The sequence below is a fragment of the Desulfitobacterium metallireducens DSM 15288 genome, from assembly GCF_000231405.2.
GTDB classification, from domain to species: Bacteria; Bacillota; Desulfitobacteriia; order Desulfitobacteriales; family Desulfitobacteriaceae; genus Desulfitobacterium_A; species Desulfitobacterium_A metallireducens.
Genome location: NZ_CP007032.1, coordinates 2,681,101 through 2,702,833, shown reverse-complemented (window position 1 = coordinate 2,702,833; position 21,733 = coordinate 2,681,101). Strand labels below are relative to the sequence as shown.

Below are 21,733 nucleotides of genomic sequence, written 5' to 3'. Positions count from 1 at the left end.
CTTTCTTTGTACGAATATTGACAATAGGGCGATAACGGATAATAATGGTAGTAATAAGGTCTGACCATCCTACATAGAGAATATGGGGAGGATGCGAAAGATCTTTAATCTAACCAATTGTGACGAAAGGGGTGTGAAAGTTATCACTAGGTTAAAACATTGTTAAATTATAAAACAGTGTTTTGAAATTTAAAATGGAAGGGTGGAAAAGTATATGCAATGGTATCAAAACTATTCTACGATCGGTGATAGTATCGGTTTAACAGCTTTAGTCGTAGCCATACCTATCTTCTTCCTTTTCTGGGCCCTGGCGATTAAAAAAATGAAGGGCCATGTGGCAGGTGTACTTACTCTGTTAATAGCCTTTATTGATGTCGTCCTTGTTTATAATATGCCAGTGAGTATAGCCCTTTCCGCTACAGCTTTAGGGGTTCTTAACGGTCTTTTCCCAATTGGTTGGATTATTATTACCGCTGTCTTTTTCTATAATCTTACTGTTGAAGCAGGACAATTTGAAATTATGAAAAATTCAATTGCTACGCTCTCTAGTGATCGAAGATTACAAGCCTTGCTTATCGCCTTTGCCTTTTCAGCCTTTATGGAAGGTGCGGCGGGTCAGGGAGCTCCGGTCGCTATCGCTGCAGCAATGCTGATCGGGCTAGGATTTCCTCCACTGCCTGCTGCAATCATTTGCTTAGTGGCTAACGTTCCTCCCGTTCCGTTTGGCCCGGTGGGAACCCCGACGATTACGATGGGCAAAGTAACAGGAATAAGTGATTCGATTCTCTCGTTAAGTGTAGGCCTTAATGAAGCCATCATGGCGATTATTATTCCGATTGCTATGTTGATCGTCCTTTGCGGCTGGCAAAAAACTAAAGAAGTGTTACCGGCTGCTTTAGTGACAGGATTAAGTTATGCTATCCCTTCTTATTTTATGGCAAGCACCTTAGGAGTTACGCTTCCTGCTGTTGTCGGCTCTATTACATCCTTGATTTGTACGGCCCTCTTCTTAATGGTATGGAAGCCTAAGACCATTTGGCGTTTTCCTGACGAAGAAGGGGTGAAAGTAAACGATATAAAATATTCAGGTGGGCAAATCTTTAAAGCTTGGTCTCCCTTCTTGATTCTGATGGTTTTCATGGGCGTTTGGGGAAGCCCTGCTTTCAAAAAGTGGGTCGCTAATGATCTTCAATGGTTTGTCAATATTAAGCACTGGCCAGGTCTTGATGGTTTAGTCATGCAGGCAGCACCCATCGTTTCCAAACCAACCGTTTATGCAGCTAACTTCAAGTGGGATTTCTTTGGATATGCTGGAACTGCGGTGCTGATCGCATCCATTATCGTTATCTTCATCTTGGGTATTAAGCCCAAGACAGCCGTTCGCGTTTTGGGTGATACCCTAAAACAATTGAGTTTTTCGCTGGTCACGATTATGTCGGTTTTGGGACTTGCTTATTTAGCCAATTACTCAGGAATGTCCTTCTCCTTGGGCTTAGCATTTGCTTCGACAGGCGTGCTTTTCCCCATCTTCTCACCTGTTTTGGGTTGGTTAGGGGTATTCTTGACGGGGTCTGTGACTTCATCAGCAGCTTTGTTTGGGAAATTACAACAAGTTACAGCCGGACAACTTGGATTGAACCCCATATTAACAGTTTCAGCAAACCTTGTCGGGGGATCAGTGGGTAAACTTATTTCCCCTCAATCGATTGCAATTGCTTGTGCTGCAACTGGTCTGGTCGGTAAAGAAAATCAAATTTTCCGTAAAACTGCGAAATATTCCGTTATCTTACTAGGAATCGTTATTGTACTCGTTTTGTTACAAGCATATATCGTTCCAGGAATTGTTCCGCAAATACCGGTAGCGGCTAATCCGTAATTGCGATAGCTTTAAGTACAAAACATAACAAAATAGGAGTGTAAGAAGAATGGAAGACAGAGTATTTAATTTAACAGAAGGACTTGCCCACTTTGATGAAAATGCGCCTCAAAAAATAGCGGTTTATCAGTCCGACAAAACGTTAGGGGCTATGTGGTGCCTCGAGCCGGGTCAAGAAGTATTCTTGCATGCTCACCCGAATGCTGATGATGTGTGGGTCTGCCTGGAAGGGGAGTCAGGACTCTATTTTGCAGGGGATGGGCAAGAAGTTCAGATTAAAAAAGGAATGGCTATCCTGGCGAAAGCGGGTCAGACCCACGGAATGCGTAACACAGGTAAGGATCGCTTCGTATTCATTGGTATTTGTGGGCCTGTTCCTGTGGAAACGGTGAAGCTCTAAGTTATACGCGATAGTTAAGGACGAGAGGTTACTTGCAAGTAATCTCTCGTTCTTTTTATGCAGATCTTTAATTTCCATTTATGCCCTTTGTTTCTTATCCTTTAGTTTACCCCCTCAAATCGTGAGAGGCTTGTCGTATTGGTAAATGTATGGGAGAAATGCGATGCCCCAAGAAGTAAATTTACCTAAGTATAAGGAGGAATTATTTTGAAGAAACACATTGCTCTTGCTTTAACAGCTGCTCTTTTATCATTCCCAGTTGCTCCTGGCCTGGTAATGGCTGAGACATTGCCGACAGGGACATCAACTGTTACCTTGACAACCACTCAATCTAGCGATCCTTCTACGGTAACCTCTTCAACTCAAACTGATGCTACAGTAACGACAGAAGACCCTGCTGCGACAACGGTGCAGGATCAGAATGGTGAAACAGTTGACCCTGGAACTTTACCGGATTCTCCTTTGTATTGGTTCGAAACGTTGATCGGCAAACTTCAAGTTGCGCTAACCTTTGATCCCGTGAAAAAAGCTGAAGTTGTCGAACAACAGGCTGTAGAAAATTTAGCAGAAGCGAAAGTCATGATTGAGAAGGGCGATATGGATAAAGCCGAGAAGACACTCACTGTATACAACGAAAAGATTGAGCAGGCTCAAATGTTCTTAGATCAAGTTAAGGATCCTAATTCTGAAACGGCCCAAAAGGTTCAAGCTGCTTTGACCCAAGTCAACAGCAATAACATGGTGGTTCTAGGAAACCTGTTAGAAAAGCTCCCACCTCAAGCGGCTCAAAAACTTGCACTGAATATTGTTCGCTCAGTTGAAAAGGCCGTGACCAAAGCTGAAAAAATGGACGGCCGTACTGATGATCGTGACAATACAGCCGATTCTACAACTACAACCACTGTACAAACTTCTAACGTAGATAACACAACAAATATGACCGAAACTCAGAATCAAGCGCAATTGAAAAAACAAGAAAAGCAAGCTCTCGAGCAATTCCAAGTGGATCTTGGGTTAAAGAAAGCTGAGCATATTACAAATGGTAACGAATCTAATAAAGAGGAGCAAGATAAAGAAGATCAAGAAGATTTAAATATGGAGCAACAACAAACTCTACAAGCACAGCCAACACAACAAACTCAATTAAATCAATCTGAAAAGATTTCTACTGAGAAGGAACACGGGGATCAAGATAATAAAAACAAAAATAATCAAAACAAAGATTAACAAAAAATAACAATATTAAAGTCTTGTCAATCTGAGAGAAATACGTTACAATATTATTTGTTCGGCTCTTCTACGGGCTTGGACAAAGATGCGGGAGTGGCGGAACTGGCAGACGCACTGGTTTTAGGTACCAGCGGGTAACCGTGCAGGTTCAAGTCCTGTCTCCCGCACCACTTATATACGTATATAATAAAATCCTCCTTTAACCGTTTGAATGATGAACGGAAAAGGAGGATTTTTTATGTCGAAAAGAATAAGGAAAATCAACAAAGAGTTTCAGTGGGATGAGATATTGAATATTTCCCCAGAGGGGAATTTATTAGCAATGCGTAAGCTGTTTATAGTAAGAAATATGTCGGAATAATTCGAAAAAAAAGTAAAAAATATGGGGAATATTGTGATATAGTAGAAATCGATGTAAATCCTACTACTTTAAGATTATTTTAAAGTAAAATGTTTGAGATTGAACAAGGAAGGGATATTTTTAATGGATTTGGTGAAGAAAAGGTTAAGTCCAAGTTCATTTTTGAATGAGACAGCATGTGCAGACTTATTTGATCCAAAAGGGAATTTGTTACTAAAAAAAGGTCTTTTCATTAATGAAAGCATACGTAAACGCATCAAAAATCATGAAGTTTATGTGCTACAAAACCACAATTCTTTGATACACCGAACAAAGAATATCAAAAAGATTCCGAAAGATGGCTACGTCAATCTCGTTGGTTCTTTATGGAGTATTTATCATGAAGCAAGGATGATTGAAGCTGAACAGATTGAAAAGACAGTAGAATTTGTAGAAGAAATTCTCAATAAATTCTCGGTACAAGATATTCATATGGATTTTTATTCGGGTAGACTAAATTATAGTTTATTTAAGAAAAATGATTATGAGCTTTTTAAACATGTCATTAACGTCGCATTGCTTTCTGCACTCATAGGAACGCGTTTAGGGTATGAAGAGAAAGAACTTAGAGATTTAACCTTGGGAGCATTCCTTCATGATTTAGGGAAACTAAGAATACCCAGGGCGATTCTTAACAAACCTGCAGGTTTAACAGAAGAAGAATTTGCAATCATGAAACGACATCCGTTAATAGGCGAAGGATTGTTAATAAACACCCCATTATTACCGGGTGTTGTGGCAATAATTAAAGAACATCATGAACGATGGAATGGATTGGGATATCCTTATGGATTGAAAGGAAATGATATTCACAGGAATGCCCAAATTGTAGCAGTCGCTGATGTTTTTGAAGCCTTGACCGCGGACAGACCGTACCGAAAAGGGTTGCCTCCTTATCATGCATTGGAAATGATTATTGCTGAATCAGGGAAAGACTTTAATCCGAAAGTGGTTCAAGCTTTAAAAGAATCGTTAACCCTCTATCCCGAAAACACAAGAATTTCCCTAAACACAGGTGAAGTTGGGGTGGTAATAGCTGTACCTATCCAAAAGCCAATCCGACCTCTTATTCACTTGCTGTTTGATAGGGAAGGAAGATGTCTCCATCAGGATACTTATGTAAACTTAATGCAAGATTCGACGCGCTTTATAGAACGGGTGGAGTTTGAAGAATGAGAAAATCATATAAAAACAATGACAAAGGCAAACCTGGCGAAAGTCAGGGACGCAAAGCTATGGGTCGTCCAGTGTGGCTGACGATTGCCAGGTCGCTAATTGTGTAATGAGAAAGATTGCCGTCATGATGGAAAAAAGAAATAAATGATTTTAAAGAAGCGGAGGAGTAATTGATGAAAAAGAAAATAATATTGGGGCTTGCACTTCCGATTTTCCTTACTTCCATGACCCTTGGAAGCATTCCTGTCCAGGCTGAGACAGCCCAAGCCGTTAGAGTACAAGGGGCTGCTGTTCAACGCCTGTTTGGTACATCCCGATTCCAGACCGCTAAAGCGATTTCAGAACAACTGAATAACGGCACAGCTAATGATGTCATTTTGACTTCAGGGAATAACTTTCCCGATGCTCTATCCGCTAGTGTATTAGCCAAGAAACTGAATGCTCCCATTCTTCTTGCCGATAGTACGGCTCAGAGTTCAACCGAAGCTATGGACTATATCAAACAACATCTTAACAAGTCGGGAACAGTTCACATTATCGGGGGAGCGGGGGTTCTCGGACGAGACTTTATCGACCAACTCAATCAAGCAGGGTTCTCGAATATTGAACGAATTGGCGGTCAAGACCGATTCGATACAAACAACTTAATTACTCAAAAAATCAATGCCCCTAAAAATACACCCGTCGTCATTGCTTCTGGAGAAAATTTTCCAGATGCTTTGAGCATTTCGAGTATTGCCAGTAGTAAAGGATACCCCATTCTTTTAGTTGGGTCAGAAGGAATGCCTCAAGGAGTAAAAGATTTCTTGACCAGTGACCAACCTTCCCAGGTTTACATTATAGGAGGGATTGGAGCTGTTCCTGAGAGTATCAAGGCTCAAGTTCAGTCTCTTGTTCCTAGTACCTCAATTACTCGTCTCTCGGGTGCTGACCGTTACGAGACTGCAGGACAAATTCTTAAAACCTTTTCCTTAAATCCCGAAAATTTATACCTTGCCTCGGGCAATAATTTCCCTGATGCTCTTGCAGGAAGTGCTTTAGCCTCCCTTACAGGAGACCCGATTGTTTTAGTGAACAGTACTTCTTCTTCACTCCCTCCTGCAATTGCCGATTATTTTAAACAACTGCATACGGCAAATGTCACTCCTGATATTGTATCCTTTGGTGGACCCGCTGTGGTTTCCGATTTAGCTGTTAGTGATACAGCAAAATATTTACAAGGACAAACTGTTATCAGTTCAGATAAGCCTTTAGATAAATTAGCAACTCAATTAGGTATGATTAAACAAACTAACGGTGAATATATCTTTTACGGAACAACAAAATTTGGTGAATCCATGGATGCTATCTATGTTAGCTCACCTACAGGAGATTCAGACAAAGGAACAATGCTTGTTAAAGATTTAGAAAATGAGTCTATGCAAAACACAGCGAAACATCTTTGGGAATTCTTCCTTCCGGGACAATCTGATTATTTGGCTTCACTAATTCTTCCTCTTGCTTGGGAAGATACGAGTAATGTAAATAAGGATTATACTCTAGATGGTAAAATCGTAAGAATTAAATATGATAGAAATGTAGGCGTAACATTCTACATCAATATGTAAGTCCTGTCTCCCGCACCACTTGTATCGTATATGATAAAATCCTCCTTTAACCGTTTGAATGATGAACGGAAAAGGAGGATTTTTTTATCGTTCCCTTTGGCAGCAACTAAACTATTTCTAGAAATAGTTTTGCAAGCGTAGGATCAAATTGGCTTCCAGAACATCGAGTAATTTCAGCAATGACCTTATCTTTACTTAAAGCCTTCCGATAAGGCCGATCGTTGATCATCGCATCATAAGCGTCAATTATAGCTATAATACGGCATTCAAGGGGTATCTGGTCACCTTTTAAACCGAAGGGGTAACCACTGCCATCCCATTGTTCATGATGCTTTAAGATGAAATCAGAAATTGGTGCAAGCTCTATAGAAGCAATGGCAATCTCATATCCTAGTTTGGAGTGTTGTTGAATCGCAAGTCTTTCTTCATGAGTTAAGGGCCCTTGCTTTAAAAGAATTTTATCAGAAATTCCAATCTTGCCTATATCATGAAACTCAGCAAGCAAAACAATTTGGTTTAATCTATTTTCGGGTATACCGCTTTTTATCGCTAAAACAGCAGCAAGGTTAGCCGTTCTTTCCACATGTTTCTTGGTCGTTATATCTTTTGTTTCCAAAGTCTTCAGAAGTGTTTTTACGATTGTACTGCACTTACTATTGCTGTTGAGTAATTTTTGAAGGTGCATATTATCGAAGGCTTTATGATAAATATTAAGCATATCTGTTTCAGTTTCTGAATTAGGGTTAATGTAAAATCCATGCGAAAAGCTAAGCGGTAAATCTGGATTTTCCCTATTATAAGAGTTCTTACATTCGTTGAACTGTTTTAAGACTCGATCGAGACGTTTAGCATCTGCGTTATTGACAATGACGGAGAATTCTCCTCCACTCGTATAGGCAACAAGGCTTTCTTTAGAGATGCAAGTGCTAATGATCTCAGCAGATTTTAAGATCAGTTTATCTCCCTCGATATAACCAAAGGTATCATTAATCAACTTTAGTCCATTAATATCAAAGACCATCATTCCGGGAGAGGTCCATTTTTGTTCTTTCATCGCTTGAAAAAAGAAATTGCGATTATATAGTCCAGTCAGTTTATCATGAGTACTATCATATAATATTTCCTTATACGGAAGCAGAATTAAATCATTGAGTAAAGAAATGTAGATAATAATAAAAGCGATAGCTCTAATATAATGGCCGAAGAAATTATAGATACCATATACATCATTATAGAGCGTAAAACAGTAATCGGATAAGATGAATAAACAGATGACTGCAATCATTCGCCTATAGAAGGGAACCTCCAATTTTTTTGTTCTTGATAAGGCCAATAAGCATAAAAGATAGAGAAAGATAATAACATATTCACTGACTTTTTTAAAAAGGGTAAGCCCTTGACCCTCGATATAGCAGTTAGGGAAAAAATGAGTGAAACACAATACAGATAAGCCTAGTGAAATAACGAGAGTTGAAACTAAAACAGCAGAATAATTGATGCTTTTATCAAAAAACAATATCGAAAATAAAAAAGCAAAAACCAATATATAGCTTAATGCAAGCCAAAGCTGGGTAGGTAAATTTGCACTATATCCGGGGATAAGATTCATCCCTTTAAAAGTAAGCGTATGTAGGATCCCCATGAGTGAAGTCGTCAAGAATGCGGGCCCCACTAAGGTGAATGGATTCTTTTTCACAAGTGTTCGAGCAATAAAAGAACTACTAAAAATCAAAATACCGATAACAGAAATACCGAGTTCAATAATGATATGATAAAGCAAATAATTATATTTTGATAAACTAAAAGTCGCTAAGCCAATAATGACCAAAAGCAATGTTTGATAAAGTCTTTTTTTCATTTTATCAACACATCCTGTCATCTTACTGTCATTAATATCTTATCACTTTGCTAATTCTCGTACAAGAATTCACGAGTATGATGCCAAAATAAATCAAAATTTAATAGATTTTAGGAATATCTGAAGAAAATATATTTTCTAGGTATGAGACTCTGAGAATTTCGAATACTAAACAGGAAAATTATCCTTGTATTCGAAGGGGGTTCCTTAACGTGGCGAAAAAGATGAAAACTATGGATGCTAACCAGGCTGCAGCTGAGGCATCATATGCCTTGACTGAGGTTGCCGCTATCTTCCCAATTACACCTTCATCACCAATGGCTGAAAGTGTTGATGAATGGGCGGCTCATGGGAAGAAAAACGTGTTTGACCAACCCGTAAGAGTCGTGGAGATGCAATCGGAAGGGGGAGCTGCTGGAGCGGTTCACGGTTCACTCCAGGCGGGAGCTCTCACGACGACATATACGGCTTCTCAAGGGTTACTTCTGATGATTCCAGAAATGTATAAGATGGCGGGCAATCTGGTGCCAGCTGTATTTCATGTCAGTGCGCGTGCTTTAGCCACGCAATCGCTGTCCATTTTTGGCGATCACCAGGACATTAATGCGTGTCGCCAGACGGGTTTTGCAATGCTCTGCTCGAATGATGTTCAAGAAGCCATGGATCTCGGTTTTATATCTCATTTATCAGCGATAAAATCCAGGATTCCGTTTTTGCACTTCTTTGATGGGTTTAGAACGTCCCATGAGATTCAGAAGATTGAGGTTACCCCTTATGAAGAGATCTCTAAGCTTGTCGATTATCAAGCGATTCAGGAATTTAGAGATCGTGCGCTGAATCCTGAACACCCTGTTTTGAGAGGAAGTGCGGAGAATCCAGATATTTATTTCCAAGGACGCGAGGTATCTAATCCTTTTGTTGAAGCTGTCCCGGATATTGTTGAGAATTATTTTAAGGAATTCAAGAAAATCAGTGGGCGTGAATATCATCCCTTCGAATATTATGGAGACCCGGAGGCCGAAAATATTATTATAGCTATGGGCTCGGTCTGCAACACGACAGAAGAGACAATTGATTATCTTCGAGGCAAAGGCGAAAAAGTGGGACTGCTTAAAGTCCATCTTTATCGTCCATTTTCGAAAAAGTATTTCTTTGATGCTCTTCCTCAATCCGTACAGAAAATTGCGGTCTTGGATCGTACGAAGGAACCGGGCTCAACGGGCGAGCCACTTTACCTCGATGTTGTACAAATGTTTAATCATGAGACTCAAAAGCCCTTTATCATCGGAGGACGCTATGGATTGGGCTCTAAAGATACCACGCCTTCGCAAATCCTTGCTGTGTATGAAAATCTCAAGCAAGATCAGCCGAAGGATCGGTTCACGATTGGCATCGTCGACGATGTTAGCCATACGTCTTTACCGCTGAAAGAAATCGTTGATACCATGCCCGAGGGTACAATCAGTTGTAAATTCTGGGGACTTGGATCAGATGGAACAGTTGGCGCGAATAAGAGTGCGATCAAAATCATTGGGGACAATACGGATCTTCATGTGCAAGGATATTTTGAATATGACAGTAAGAAGTCCGGGGGAACCACGATTTCTCATCTGCGCTTCGGTAAAAAACCCATCAAATCTTCTTACTTTGTCTTTGATGCAGATTATATTGCTTGCCACAACAAGTCGTTCCTCTATAATTACGACCTGTTAAAGGGGCTAAAAAAGAAGGGTACGTTTGTCCTGAACTGCTCTTGGAAGCCTGAGGAAGTAGAAGACCACTTACCTGCTTTATTCAAACGTTATATTGCGAAAAACGATATCAATTTCTATATTATTGATGCGATCTCCATTGCGGGAGAAATTGGCTTGGGTGGCCGGATTAACATGGTCATGCAAGCGGCTTTCTTCAAATTAGCTAACGTTATTCCGGTTGATGACGCAATTCGCTATCTGAAGGATTCAATTCAGAAGGTATACGGTAAAAAGGGTGCCAATATTGTCGAAATGAACCAAAAGGCTGTGGATAAAGGGATTGAAGCTTTACATAAAGTTGAAGTTCCAGCGTCCTGGGCTGATATCCCTGATGAGATGATGCCCATTAAGGAGGAGCCTGACTTTATTAAAAACATTCAGCGCCCCATGGCACGTCACGATGGAGATGATCTTCCGACCAGCGCTTTTGTGGGGATAGAGGATGGAACGCATCCGCTGGGTACGTCCGCCTATGAAAAACGAGGGATTGCGGTTTATCTCCCGGAATGGCAAATTGATAAATGCATCCAATGTAACCAATGCTCATATGTCTGTCCGCATGCCACGATTCGTCCTTACCTCTTGGATGAGAATGAACTCACGAAAGCACCGGATACCTTTAAGACGAAGAAGCCAATAAATAAGAAGCTAGAGAGTTATCATTACCGAATTCAAATTTCTCCGCTCGATTGCACGGGATGTGGCAATTGTGCTGATATTTGCCCGGCTCCAGGCAAAGCGCTCGTGATGAAGCCTGCAGATCATGAAATCGAGATGGAATCAGAAAACTGGGAGTTCGCGTTGACGGTTTCCGAAAAACGCAATTTATTGGATGTAAAAACGCTTGTCGGGAGCCAGTTTGCAACGCCCCTTCTCGAATTCAATGGTGCATGCCCTGGCTGTGGCGAGACTCCTTATGCGAAGCTGCTTACGCAATTGTTTGGTGACCGTATGCTGATCGCGAATGCGACAGGGTGTTCGTCAATCTGGGGCGGCAGTTCTCCTTCGATCCCTTATACCACGAATGCGGAGGGTAAAGGGCCAGCTTGGATGAATCCCCTCTTTGAAGATAATTCTGAGTTTGGATTTGGGATGTATATCGGTTCGAAACAAATCCGTGAGAAAATAGCCGATCTTATGCGCCAAGGGTTAGCTAGCTCCATCTCAGAGAATCTAAAACAAGCCTTCCAGGAATGGCTCGATAACATGGATGATGGAGAAGGGTCGAAGAAGGCCTCAGCACGGGTGCTTGAAGTTATGAAAACAGAAAATGGTTCGGGCAACCCTATTCTTTCGGAGATTCTGGCGAAAAAAGATTACCTCGTTAAGCCTTCCGTCTGGATTTTCGGAGGTGATGGCTTTGCTTATGATATCGGCTATAATGGGCTGGATCATGTTATCGCGAGTGGGGAAGATATCAACATCTTTATTGTTGACACAGAAGTTTACTCGAACACGGGTGGACAATCTTCGAAAGCGACACAAACGGCAGCGATTGCGAAGTTCGCGGCGGGTGGAAAAAGGATACGTAAAAAGGATCTCGGGTTAATCGCCTCAACTTATGGTTATGTTTATGTCGCCCAAATCGCGATGGGGGCGAATATGAATCAAACGATTAAAGCGATTGCAGAAGCAGAAAGCTATAAAGGGCCGTCCATCATCATTGCCTATGCGTCATGTATTAACCATGGGATCAAATCCGGTATGGGAACAAGTATGCTAGAGATGAAGAAAGCGGTTGATTCGGGATACTGGCATCTGTGGCGCCATGACCCCCGTTTGAAAGAACAAGGGAAGAATCCCTTCATCCTCGACTCTAAAGAGCCGACAGCTCCCTTCAAAGACTTCTTGAAGGGCGAAATTCGCTACTCATCCCTTATAACGGTGTTCCCTGAACGGGCAGAGGAACTGTTTACTACGGCTGAAAAATATGCCCAAGAAAAATATCAGACGTTAAAACGTTTCGCAGACATGCAGTATTAATGAAGCATTGATAGGAGGAATAAGTTATGGATGAAAATAAGTCGAAAGAAAAGTTCTTAGCTAATCCGATTGAACGGCATGATACGGCAGCTTGGCGGGGGCATATTGAAAGCACTAAACCTGAATCCAATGTCCCTATTCCAACAGAAGAATCGGTTATTGAAGCTAAGGATTGGGTGGATACAAATTCTTTATCCTAATGAGAAAAAGGAGCTGTTATTGCAACAGCTCCTTTTTCTTTGCTCCTGAATCTGTATAATATCGTATAGTTTAACCTAGATCAGTTTGCTATTTCCTTATTTAAGGGTAAAATGAGAGAAGGCGTTTTTGTTTTTTAGGTAAAGAATCAAAGGAGGATTTCTAAGTGGGCGATTTACGCATTATCGTCTTTTCGGCATCTTATGGAGCAGGTCACGTGCGCGCTGCCGAGGCGCTCATCGACGAGATACGGACGAAAGCTCCTTCAGCTGAAATTACCCACGTGGATTCAATGGCTTTTTTAAGTAAGCCCTTAAATAAAGTCATCAAGAGTACATATATCGAACTGATCAAGCACAGCCCTCGTTTATGGGGAAAGTTCTACTATCGAACCTCTAAAATCCCGCCGCATTCCGTTTTACAAAAGCTTTTGAATATTTTAGGGCGACGCGAGTTCCTGAGCTATATTGAGAAGCTTCAACCCGATGTGATTATTTGTACCTATCCTGTGATTGCTGGCGTTCTAGCGCAACTTCGTTTGCGGGGTGTACTGAAGGTTCCTGTTGTCACAGTCGTTACGGATTATGCCGTACATAGTCAATGGATTCATCAAGGAGTAGATCTCTATATTGTGGGGAATAATGATGTCTTTGAGGGTTTAGTGAGTCGAGGAATTGCCCCGCGGACCATTCAAATTACAGGTATTCCTGTGAATCCTCGTTTTGAACACGCATTAGATCGACAAGAAATTAGTCAGCAACTTCATATTTATCCCGATCGGCCTGTTTTCTTGATTATGGGTGGGGCCTATGGAGTGCTGGGCGGAATTAAAAAAGTATGCCAGCTTTTGGCGGATTCCGAGGTTCCTGTTCAATCCTTGATCGTTTGCGGACGGGATGAAAAACTATATAGGTCCATGGATGGAATTGTGGCTGAGGCTAAAAATCCAATGCACCGATTCGGATTTGTTCGTAATGTTGAGGAGTTAATGGCGGTATCCGATATCATTATTACTAAGGCCGGAGGATTGACGGTATCGGAAGCCTTGACTCGACATCTTCCCTTGTTAATCTATAAGCCAATTCCGGGGCAAGAAGAAGAAAATGCACACTTTATCCAACGGATTGGAGCAGGGTTAGTGGTGCAGACTGAGGAGGAATTGGGAGAAACAGTGCATCGACTTCTCCATAATCCTCAGGAGATAGAACTCATGCGTCAAGCGACAGCGAAAGCTTTGCCAGGCAAAGCGGCTGAACGAGCAACACACTATATTTTTGAACTTATTAACGATAAATAGGCTCAAGATCCCGCACAAGACCTCCCTATCGAGCGTAATCCCTTGATTTTCCTGAGGTTGTTTGGTAGAATAGTCAGGTAAAATTGTCACTAAAAATCTGCTTTTCACGGAAGGATTGAGAGCGATTTTGACGAAAAATGTCGAGTTTGTTCTTGGGTAATTCCGGAAAGACTATGGAGAGTTGCTAGGATCCAAGGAATCTGTTTTAATTATGATTGATGTAACTGCTCTTCGCCGGACACCGGACAAAGGCGGCTTACATATATTTTTAAAGGAAGTTTTAAGGGGGAGCATGCATGTCAGTCAAGATGGAGAAAATAGAGAAAAATACGGTTGAACTTGAAATCACCGTAGATTCTAAAGAATTCAGCGCTGCTGTGACTAAGCAAGCGAAAGTGCTAGCTAAGAAAGTTAATGTCCCAGGGTTTCGTAAAGGGAAGGCACCTCGGTCAATCATTGAGCATTATGTAGGAACCCAGACGCTCTATAGTGAAGCTGTAGATGATGTCATCGGACCAGCTTATACTAAAGCAGTTACCGAGACAGGGATCGAGCCTGTTGACCGTCCAGAGGTGGACCTCGTCCAAATGGAAGAGGGGAAAGACCTTGTTTTCAAAGCGAAAGTAACCGTTAAACCGGAAGTTGAACTTGGGGAATATAAAGGCTTAAAAATTGAGAAAAATGCGGCTACTGTAAGTGATGAGGATGTAGAAGCGGATCTTAAGCGTAAACAGGAACAATATGCAAAAGTTGTGACCCTTGAAGAAGAGGGTACTGTTGAGAATAAAGATTCAGTCACGATGGACTTTGCAGGGTCTGTGGACGGAGTTCCTTTTGACGGGGGCACTGCTGAAGGTTACGAGTTAACGGTGGGTTCAGGAACGTTTATTCCTGGTTTTGAAGAACAACTCGTTGGAGCCCAATTGGGTCAAGAAATTGATGTTAACGTAACTTTCCCTGAAGAATATCATGTAGCAGATCTTAAAGAAAAAGATGCTTTATTTAAAGTAACTGTGCATAAAATAAAAAGGAAAGAGCTTGCGGCTATCGATGATGAGTTTGTAAAAGATGTTAGCGATTTTGAGACGTTGGATGAATTGAAAGCCGATGTTAGAGACAAACTGATGAAAGCAGCAGAGCAAACTGCTGAAAACGAGTATCGCAATTCGATCATTGCTAAGGCTGTTGAAAATGCGAGCGTTGAAATCCCAGATGCGATGCTTAATACTCGGATTGACGCTATGGTTCAAGACCTTCAACAAAATCTTTCTAATCAAGGGTTGGATTTGGAGACATATTTCCATTTCCTTGGCACTTCAGAGCAAGAAATGAGAGAGAGATTCCGTCCTCAAGCGATGGAAAATGTCAAAACTGAACTTGTTTTGGAAGCGATTAGTAAGGCAGAAGGAATTCAGGTTACAGAAGACGAAGTAAATGCAGAGTTGGCGAAACTCGCTGAGCGTTATCAAACCCAAGCTGAAAACTTAAAGCAGGCTCTCGTTGCTCGTGGAGAATACAATCTGTACGCTCAAAGTTTAATCTCTGAGAAAACAATTGACTTCTTGGTTGAGCAAAACGCTTAACCGACGTGTAAGGGGAATTCTGCGGTAGAGAGGTGAGAGGATGGCAAAGTACAACGACGAGAAAAATCAACTCAAGTGCTCGTTCTGTGGAAAAACTCAAGATCAAGTTAAAAAGCTAGTTGCTGGTCCTGGTGTATATATTTGTGACGAGTGTATTGAGCTCTGCAATGAAATTATTGAGGAAGAACTTAATGAAGATTTGGGAGTTGAAATCGGAGATATTCCAAAACCAAAGGAAATCCGAGCAATACTCGATCAATATGTCATTGGGCAGGATGAAGCTAAAAAGGCCCTTGCAGTTGCTGTTTATAACCACTATAAGCGGATCAACTTAGGGATGAAAATTGATGATGTTGAACTCCAAAAGTCCAATATAATTTTGATGGGACCGACGGGCTCGGGTAAAACCTTGCTTGCCTCCACTCTAGCCAAAGTTCTGAATGTTCCCTTTGCAATTGCGGATGCGACATCCTTAACGGAAGCTGGATATGTGGGTGAGGACGTTGAAAATATCCTTTTAAAACTGATTCAAGCTGCCGATTATGATGTCGAAAAAGCGGAAAAAGGAATTGTCTATATCGATGAAATCGATAAAATTGCCCGTAAGTCAGAAAATCCTTCGATTACCCGTGACGTCTCTGGAGAGGGAGTGCAACAAGCTCTCTTGAAAATCCTTGAAGGGACTGTGGCAAGTGTTCCACCGCAAGGGGGTCGCAAACATCCCCATCAAGAATTTATCCAGCTTGATACCACGAATATCTTGTTCATTGTGGGTGGGGCTTTCGACGGGATTGAGAAACTCATCCAAAGCCGGATTGGTAAGAAAACAATGGGCTTTGGTGCCGAAATTCAAAAGAAAAGTGAATTAAAAATTGGAGAGACCTTAAAAGAGATCTTGCCCTCTGATCTTTTGAAATTTGGCTTGATTCCTGAATTCGTAGGACGGTTACCGATCATTGTGACTCTGGATGCCCTTGATGAAGAAGCACTTGTTCGAATTTTGACGGAGCCTAAAAATGCTCTAGTTAAGCAATATGAGAAGCTGCTTGAACTTGATGGAGTTGCCTTAGAGTTCAAGAATGAGGCCCTTACATCGATCGCTGAAGAAGCGATTCGCAGAAATACAGGAGCCCGCGGTCTGCGTGCTATCGTGGAAGAGATTATGCTTAACGTGATGTACGATATTCCTTCCCGTACCGATGTGACCAAGTGTGTGATCACTCAGGACGTGGTTCTGAAGAAAGAGGAACCGTTCTTAGTCACCACGGATAAAGCGAAAAAGAGTAAAAAAGAAGAAACGGCGTAAGTCGAAAAGTTAAAAGCTGTTATCCAAATTGGATAACAGCTTTTTTGCTTTGCAGCCCCCCTTAGGGCACAGTGTCAGTTCATTTAGGAGTGGTTCTTACGATATGGAGAAACGCTTGAAGAATTTTTGCGCCCTCTGGAGTTAAGATGCTTTCAGGGTGAAACTGAACTCCGTAGAAGGGATAAGCCTTATGCTGGATGCCCATAATGAGTCCAGTTTTTGTCCAAGCGGTTATTTTGCAATCGGCGCTTAAATGCTGTGAATCAACAATCAAGGAATGATATCTTCCCGCAGGAAAACCTTGTTCTAAGCCTGAAAATAGACCTCCTCCATTATGGAAAATTAAGGATTGTTTACCATGAACAATTTCAGGCGCTTGCGTGATGGCTGAACCAAAGATCTGAGCCAGGGCTTGGTGTCCTAGACAGACCCCCAGGATCGGGATCATCGTTCCCCTTTCCGCTTGTGCTTTGAGTTGGCGGATAACATCAAGAGAGATTCCGGCTTCGTTTGGGGTGCAAGGCCCGGGAGAAATAATGACACCATCAGGGTTGGAGGCAAGAAAATCGGAGGCTCTGCATTCGTCGTTACGATAGACTTGGAGGGGTTCTCCTAAATCACCAAATGCTTGAACGAGGTTATAGGTAAAGGAATCATAGTTATCAAGAACAGCTAACACAGTCGTCCACCACCTTTAGAAGGGCCTGTGCTTTGTGTACAGTCTCTTCAAATTCCTGTTCGGGCACCGAATCAAAGACAATTCCGGCTCCGGCTTGAACCTGGACCTGCTTGTCGGTTATGACTAAGGTTCGGATGGTGATGCAAAAATCTAGATCTCCATTCCAGCGAACAATACCGAGCGCACCGCCATAGGCTCCGCGAGGTTCTGGCTCGAGTTCCTGCAGAATTTCTAAGGCTCTCACCTTGGGCGCGCCGCTTAACGTGCCTGCTGGAAAAACGGCTTTAAGTGCATCAAGTGAATCATAGGCGGGATCAATCTCACCTTCTACGGTCGAAACGAGATGCATAACATGAGAGAATCGCTCAATCTTCGCATATTGGCTCACTTTTACCGAGCCGTACTGGGAGACCCGGCCTAAATCGTTACGCCCAAGGTCAACCAGCATAGCATGTTCTGCCCGCTCTTTAGCATCATCCAGGAGTTCTTGTTCGCGTGAAAAATCTTCGCTTGGAGTTTTCCCACGGGGTCGGGTTCCAGCAATCGGCCGGGTCTGGATTAAGGGACCCCTTGAGGAAAGCAGAAGTTCAGGTGAACTTCCTACCAACGTTTCCTTTTCGGCGAAAAAGCAGAAGAGGTAAGGGGAGGGGTTAAGAACCCGGAGTTGCTGATAAACGGCCCAGGGATCAATTTTTACATTTTTAATAAATCGTTGTGAGGGAACGGCTTGAAAAATATCTCCATCCTGGACATAAGCTTTGATTCGCTCAACACGTTTTACAAATTCATCGCGACTTAGATTGGAGTGCCAAGCAGCAAGCTCTTTCTGTGGGATGGTTTGAGAGGAAGGGGCTTCGGGACTCACGGTCAGGAATGGAGAAAGTGCTGTGGAAGCAGAAGGGGCAGAAACAGGCAAAGTTACTGATGTAGGAGAAATAGGACAAAGTGAAGTGACGGGAGAGACAGTGGAAGATACCTCGGAACTAGCGGAGGGGTTTGAAAATCTAAAGTCTGAACAAGAGGAAAAAGGAGTAAGGTAGGAATTGAGTTTGGTACACCACGTCTGTAAGAGAAATTCCAAAGTTTTTTTATCATCCGCAAAAACCTCAAGTGTCAGTTTTTGTGCGAGGGGTAAGAGAATAAGGTTAATAGGGCAGAACCTGAAAAAATAATCAGGAGTTGCAGTGCTAGACGAGGGCTTATGCCAAGCTAAACCCCATTCATAGTCCAAGTAGCCGAGGAGACCGCTTTCTAACTCTTTTTCCGAGTCCAGACAATGAGTTTGGTGAAACCATCTTAAATGGGTGAGCGGATCTGGGGTTTCTGTAAGTCCGGTTTTAGAAAAGGTCTGGCGGGAAAGGGTTATGCCTTGGCCAAAGCCTAGATAGGTCCGTTGATGATCCCCTTCTTTACCTTCAAGCAAGGCAAAGCATTTTTCGCCCAAGTTCTCTCCTAATCGAACTAAATCGCTAATCCAGTTAGAGGGATCGCTGGGATAGGGATCAAGTTGCCATTCTTTTTGAGCAACATACATTGGGTAGCTCCTTTCTTTTGAAGATGATTAGTTGCAGGCGGTGAGTTCCGGCTGTAGAGATTGACGGAGTTGTTCAAGCTTTTCCAGAGCACGCCCGGAATCGAGACTTTCAGTAGCGAGAGCGATTCCTTCAGCAATGCTCTTTGCTTTATGCGTTGCAAAAAGTGCTGTTCCGGCATTAAGAAGAACGATATCCCGCTTGGGACCTTTTTCACCCTGAAGTATGCTGAGCGTAATATGAGCATTTTCTTCAGGTGAACCGCCTTTGATTTCGTTGATGGAACAGCGTTTGAATCCAAATTCCTCCGGAGTAATGACAAAATCGATTAGTTCGTCTCCGTTAACCAAAATGGCTTGGGTAGGTCCGGAAAGACTCACCTCATCTAGCCCGTCTTCTCCAACCATCACGATCGCTCTTTGAATTCCAAGAAGTTGTAACGCTTTAGCCATTGTGGGTAAAACGGAGAGTGCTGAGACCCCAAGAAGTTGATAAGGTGCGTTTGCTGGATTGAGCAAAGGCCCGAGTAGATTGAAAATGGTGCGGATGCCGAGTTCACGACGTTGACTTGCAACCTTGGCCATGGCGGGATGATAGAGTTGGGCGAAGAGAAAGGTAATGCCCACCTTTTTTAACGCTTGCTCACTTTGTTCGGGTTTTGCGGAGAGCGGAATACCCAGATATTCCAGAACATCAGCACTTCCGCAGTGTCCAGAAGCAAAGCGGCCTCCATGTTTGGCGACGGGGACACCTGCTCCTGCAACGATAAAGGCTGCTGTTGTGGAAATGTTAAAGGTTCCAGCTCGATCGCCACCCGTTCCACAGGTATCGACAGCCCCTTCAGGGGCTTCTATATGCTGACCCGCTTCACGCAGGGTACGGGCAAAAGAGGCAAGCTCTTCAGCACTTTCACCTTTGACGCGTAAACCAAAAAGTAGGCCCCCGATCTGGGTTGGGGTTAATTCGCCCGCAAGCAGGTCTTGGATGACGGCAGAGGCTAATTCGCCAGGTAAATCCTGATTTTGGGTTAAGAGGTCTAACGCTTGAAGAATGTGACTCATTTGTTTACTCCTTTCCTTATTGGGCGTTTTATGGTTTTGGGCTATTATGGTTATTGGTTTTTAAATTTTTAACCTTTTGAATGAACTGAAAAATAAGCTCTCGGTCTTTACGGCCCTCTTGCTCAACTCCCGAACTCACGTCAACAGCAAAGGGGTGGGTCAATTGAATCGCTTCCTCAATATTTTGGGGATTGAGTCCTCCTGCAAGAATTACAGGAAGCTTCGTTTTCTTAATGCGCGTGAGGATAGCTTGAAAATCCAAATCTCTCCAGGGAAGAGAGACTCCAGTTCCTCCAAATTGCCCTTCGATTTTGGAATCGAGGAGGATGCCTTGAATCAATCCTTGCTCAATTTCGGAATGTAGCGTTTGCAAATTATTTTCTCTAAAGGAATAGGCTTTAATTTTTACGGCAGGAACCTTGTGATAAAGTTTGGCATCCTCTTGTCCATGAAGCTGGATGATATCTAAAGCGCACTGCAGGGTAATTGAAGCGACGTGGTCTGGAGGTTCATCAGCAAAGACCCCGACCTTGCGAATAGAGGGGGGGAGATGGGCGATGATGTATTGGAGTTCTTTCGGTTCAATATAGCGTTTGCTCTTGGGGATCAGGATGAAACCCAGCGCATCGGCTCCGGCCTCAACAGCCCAGCGGGCTTCTTCTAAGGAGCGAATTCCGCAGATTTTTACTTGGGTCATAAAATATCCCTCCTTTTAGTTTTCGCTGACGACAACAGCTTTTGTTCCTGACCCGCTTCGAGCAAAGCACGGATATGCTCACCAGGGTGGTTGGAACGGACGCAGGACTCGCCAACTAAGATGGCATCTGCTCCGAAATGGGAGACGAGGGCAGCATCCTTAGGCTCAAGAATCCCGCTTTCGCTCACGAGAAAACAGTCCTTAGGAATAAGTTGGCTGAGTTCCGCTGTGCGATTTAAGTTAATCTCGAACGTTCTCAAGTCTCGGTTATTGATGCCAAGTAGAGTTGCTCCGGCAGCAAGGGCCTTAGCAATTTCTTCTTCATCTCTGCATTCCACTAGAGGGATGAGCCCCAGTTGCTCGGCTAAAATGATTAAAGCATGGAGCTTTTGTTGATCGAGGATAGAAGTGATGAGAAGGATGACATTGGCACCCAGTAGAGCACTTTCATAAACCTGGTATTTTGTGAAGATAAAGTCTTTGCGAAGGAGGGGGAGTAACGTGAGTTGACGGACTGTTTGAAAGAGGGTGTTGCTGCCGAGAAAAAAATCTTCTTCTGTTAGCACAGAAATCAAGGATGCCCCGCCGCTTTCATATTGCTTGAGCAGGTCTTCTAGGGAGAGAGCCCAGGGAATCTTCCCTTTGCTAGGGGAAGCCCGTTTAATCTCAGCGATGACTTGAAAAGTATTCTGCGTGAAAATCGGTTTGTCGAAGCCCGTTTTACTAGAGTCATTTTCTTTCTTGGACTTTGTTTGTGCATCTTCATACTGCGTCACTAGTCGAGAAAACGGTACGGCCTCCTGGAGCTGATCGAGCCGTTTGCTTTTCTCAACGAGAATTTTTTCTAAGATATTCATTGAATTAAGCCACCTCCATCCGCAAATTGGAAAATAAAAAAAGCTCTCTATCCTAAAAAGGACAGAAAGCTTCTGTGGTGCCACCTTATTCATACTTTGATCTCAGTCTAAGTCGTTTTAAACGTTCAATAGATTGACCCTAGACTTAATCTAAGTACCTCTACCAGATACGGAGAACCCTGATTTTCTTCTCTCTCTGAAGTAAGGCGCTTTCACGGTGAAAGGCTTGAAATAAAAAA

At 42.7% G+C, this 21,733-nt stretch carries 18 protein-coding genes, 1 tRNA gene and 1 riboswitch; of the genes, 13 read left to right on the top strand and 6 right to left on the bottom strand.

Features of this window, described 5'->3' with window-relative positions:
* Positions 1 to 214 precede the first annotated feature (214 nt).
* The 7 genes from DESME_RS13145 to DESME_RS13120 all read left to right on the top strand — a co-directional run bounded on the left by DESME_RS13145 (position 215) and on the right by DESME_RS13120 (position 6,689).
* Positions 215 to 1,876, top strand: a complete 1,662-nt coding sequence (locus DESME_RS13145) for an L-lactate permease (RefSeq protein ID WP_006715779.1) — start codon at positions 215 to 217, stop codon at positions 1,874 to 1,876.
* 49 nt (positions 1,877 to 1,925) lie between these two features.
* On the top strand, positions 1,926 to 2,276 hold the full coding sequence (locus tag DESME_RS13140) for a cupin domain-containing protein (protein WP_006715780.1): 351 nt from the start codon (positions 1,926 to 1,928) through the stop codon (positions 2,274 to 2,276).
* 207 nt (positions 2,277 to 2,483) lie between these two features.
* Positions 2,484 to 3,503 carry a DUF5667 domain-containing protein gene (locus DESME_RS13135; RefSeq protein WP_006715781.1) on the top strand — a complete coding sequence of 340 codons (1,020 nt, stop codon included), beginning with the start codon at positions 2,484 to 2,486 and terminating at the stop codon, positions 3,501 to 3,503.
* 90 nt (positions 3,504 to 3,593) lie between these two features.
* Positions 3,594 to 3,676: transfer RNA gene (locus DESME_RS13130), tRNA-Leu, on the top strand.
* A gap of 68 nt (positions 3,677 to 3,744) precedes the next feature.
* The gene (locus tag DESME_RS16405; protein WP_282432811.1) at positions 3,745 to 3,867 is read left to right on the top strand and encodes a hypothetical protein; all 123 of its coding nucleotides are present in this window, start codon (positions 3,745 to 3,747) and stop codon (positions 3,865 to 3,867) included.
* Between the two features lie 123 nt (positions 3,868 to 3,990).
* Positions 3,991 to 5,082, top strand: coding sequence for an HD-GYP domain-containing protein (locus DESME_RS13125; protein ID WP_006715782.1), 1,092 nt, complete (start codon positions 3,991 to 3,993; stop codon positions 5,080 to 5,082).
* A gap of 16 nt (positions 5,083 to 5,098) precedes the next feature.
* Positions 5,099 to 5,182, top strand: a riboswitch (cyclic di-GMP riboswitch).
* 73 nt (positions 5,183 to 5,255) lie between these two features.
* Positions 5,256 to 6,689: a cell wall-binding repeat-containing protein gene (locus DESME_RS13120; RefSeq protein ID WP_006715784.1), complete on the top strand. Its 1,434-nt coding sequence runs from the start codon at positions 5,256 to 5,258 to the stop codon at positions 6,687 to 6,689.
* A gap of 106 nt (positions 6,690 to 6,795) precedes the next feature.
* Here DESME_RS13120 and DESME_RS15435 read toward each other — a convergent pair whose 3' ends face one another.
* On the bottom strand, positions 6,796 to 8,547 hold the full coding sequence (locus tag DESME_RS15435; RefSeq protein WP_006715785.1) for an MASE3 domain-containing protein: 1,752 nt from the start codon (positions 8,545 to 8,547) through the stop codon (positions 6,796 to 6,798).
* 212 nt (positions 8,548 to 8,759) lie between these two features.
* Here DESME_RS15435 and nifJ point away from each other — a divergent pair, with 212 nt between their 5' ends.
* From nifJ to clpX, 6 genes are all read left to right on the top strand, one after another.
* Positions 8,760 to 12,284, top strand: coding sequence for a pyruvate:ferredoxin (flavodoxin) oxidoreductase (gene nifJ / locus DESME_RS13110; RefSeq protein ID WP_006715786.1), 3,525 nt, complete (start codon positions 8,760 to 8,762; stop codon positions 12,282 to 12,284).
* A 26-nt stretch (positions 12,285 to 12,310) separates the two neighbouring features.
* Positions 12,311 to 12,484: a CDIF630_02480 family spore surface protein gene (locus tag DESME_RS15745; RefSeq protein WP_006715787.1), complete on the top strand. Its 174-nt coding sequence runs from the start codon at positions 12,311 to 12,313 to the stop codon at positions 12,482 to 12,484.
* 164 nt (positions 12,485 to 12,648) lie between these two features.
* Entirely contained in the window at positions 12,649 to 13,779 is a 1,131-nt protein-coding gene (locus tag DESME_RS13105; RefSeq protein ID WP_006715788.1) for an MGDG synthase family glycosyltransferase, read from the top strand.
* A gap of 181 nt (positions 13,780 to 13,960) precedes the next feature.
* Positions 13,961 to 14,116, top strand: coding sequence for a hypothetical protein (locus DESME_RS16125; RefSeq protein WP_167998846.1), 156 nt, complete (start codon positions 13,961 to 13,963; stop codon positions 14,114 to 14,116).
* The gene (gene tig / locus DESME_RS13100) at positions 14,076 to 15,362 is read left to right on the top strand and encodes a trigger factor (protein ID WP_006715789.1); all 1,287 of its coding nucleotides are present in this window, start codon (positions 14,076 to 14,078) and stop codon (positions 15,360 to 15,362) included. The genes DESME_RS16125 and tig overlap by 41 nt, the downstream gene beginning before the upstream one ends.
* Positions 15,363 to 15,402: 40 nt before the next feature.
* Positions 15,403 to 16,668: an ATP-dependent Clp protease ATP-binding subunit ClpX gene (gene clpX, locus DESME_RS13095; RefSeq protein WP_006715790.1), complete on the top strand. Its 1,266-nt coding sequence runs from the start codon at positions 15,403 to 15,405 to the stop codon at positions 16,666 to 16,668.
* Between the two features lie 79 nt (positions 16,669 to 16,747).
* Here the strand turns inward: clpX and DESME_RS13090 are convergent, their stop codons facing one another.
* Genes DESME_RS13090 through trpC form a run of 5 tightly spaced genes read right to left on the bottom strand, consistent with a single transcriptional unit; the run spans position 16,748 to position 21,494 of the window.
* Entirely contained in the window at positions 16,748 to 17,347 is a 600-nt protein-coding gene (locus DESME_RS13090) for an anthranilate synthase component II (RefSeq protein ID WP_006715791.1), read from the bottom strand.
* The gene (locus DESME_RS13085) at positions 17,331 to 18,881 is read right to left on the bottom strand and encodes an anthranilate synthase component I family protein (RefSeq protein ID WP_006715792.1); all 1,551 of its coding nucleotides are present in this window, start codon (positions 18,879 to 18,881) and stop codon (positions 17,331 to 17,333) included. The genes DESME_RS13090 and DESME_RS13085 overlap by 17 nt, the downstream gene beginning before the upstream one ends.
* Before the next feature lie 27 nt (positions 18,882 to 18,908).
* Positions 18,909 to 19,940, bottom strand: coding sequence for an anthranilate phosphoribosyltransferase (trpD, locus tag DESME_RS13080; RefSeq protein WP_006715793.1), 1,032 nt, complete (start codon positions 19,938 to 19,940; stop codon positions 18,909 to 18,911).
* Positions 19,941 to 19,968: 28 nt separating this feature from the next.
* Positions 19,969 to 20,637 carry a phosphoribosylanthranilate isomerase gene (locus DESME_RS13075; RefSeq protein WP_006715794.1) on the bottom strand — a complete coding sequence of 223 codons (669 nt, stop codon included), beginning with the start codon at positions 20,635 to 20,637 and terminating at the stop codon, positions 19,969 to 19,971.
* Entirely contained in the window at positions 20,634 to 21,494 is an 861-nt protein-coding gene (gene trpC / locus DESME_RS13070; protein ID WP_006715795.1) for an indole-3-glycerol phosphate synthase TrpC, read from the bottom strand. Before trpC ends, DESME_RS13075 begins: the two co-directional genes overlap by 4 nt.
* Between the last annotated feature and the right edge of the window lie 239 nt (positions 21,495 to 21,733).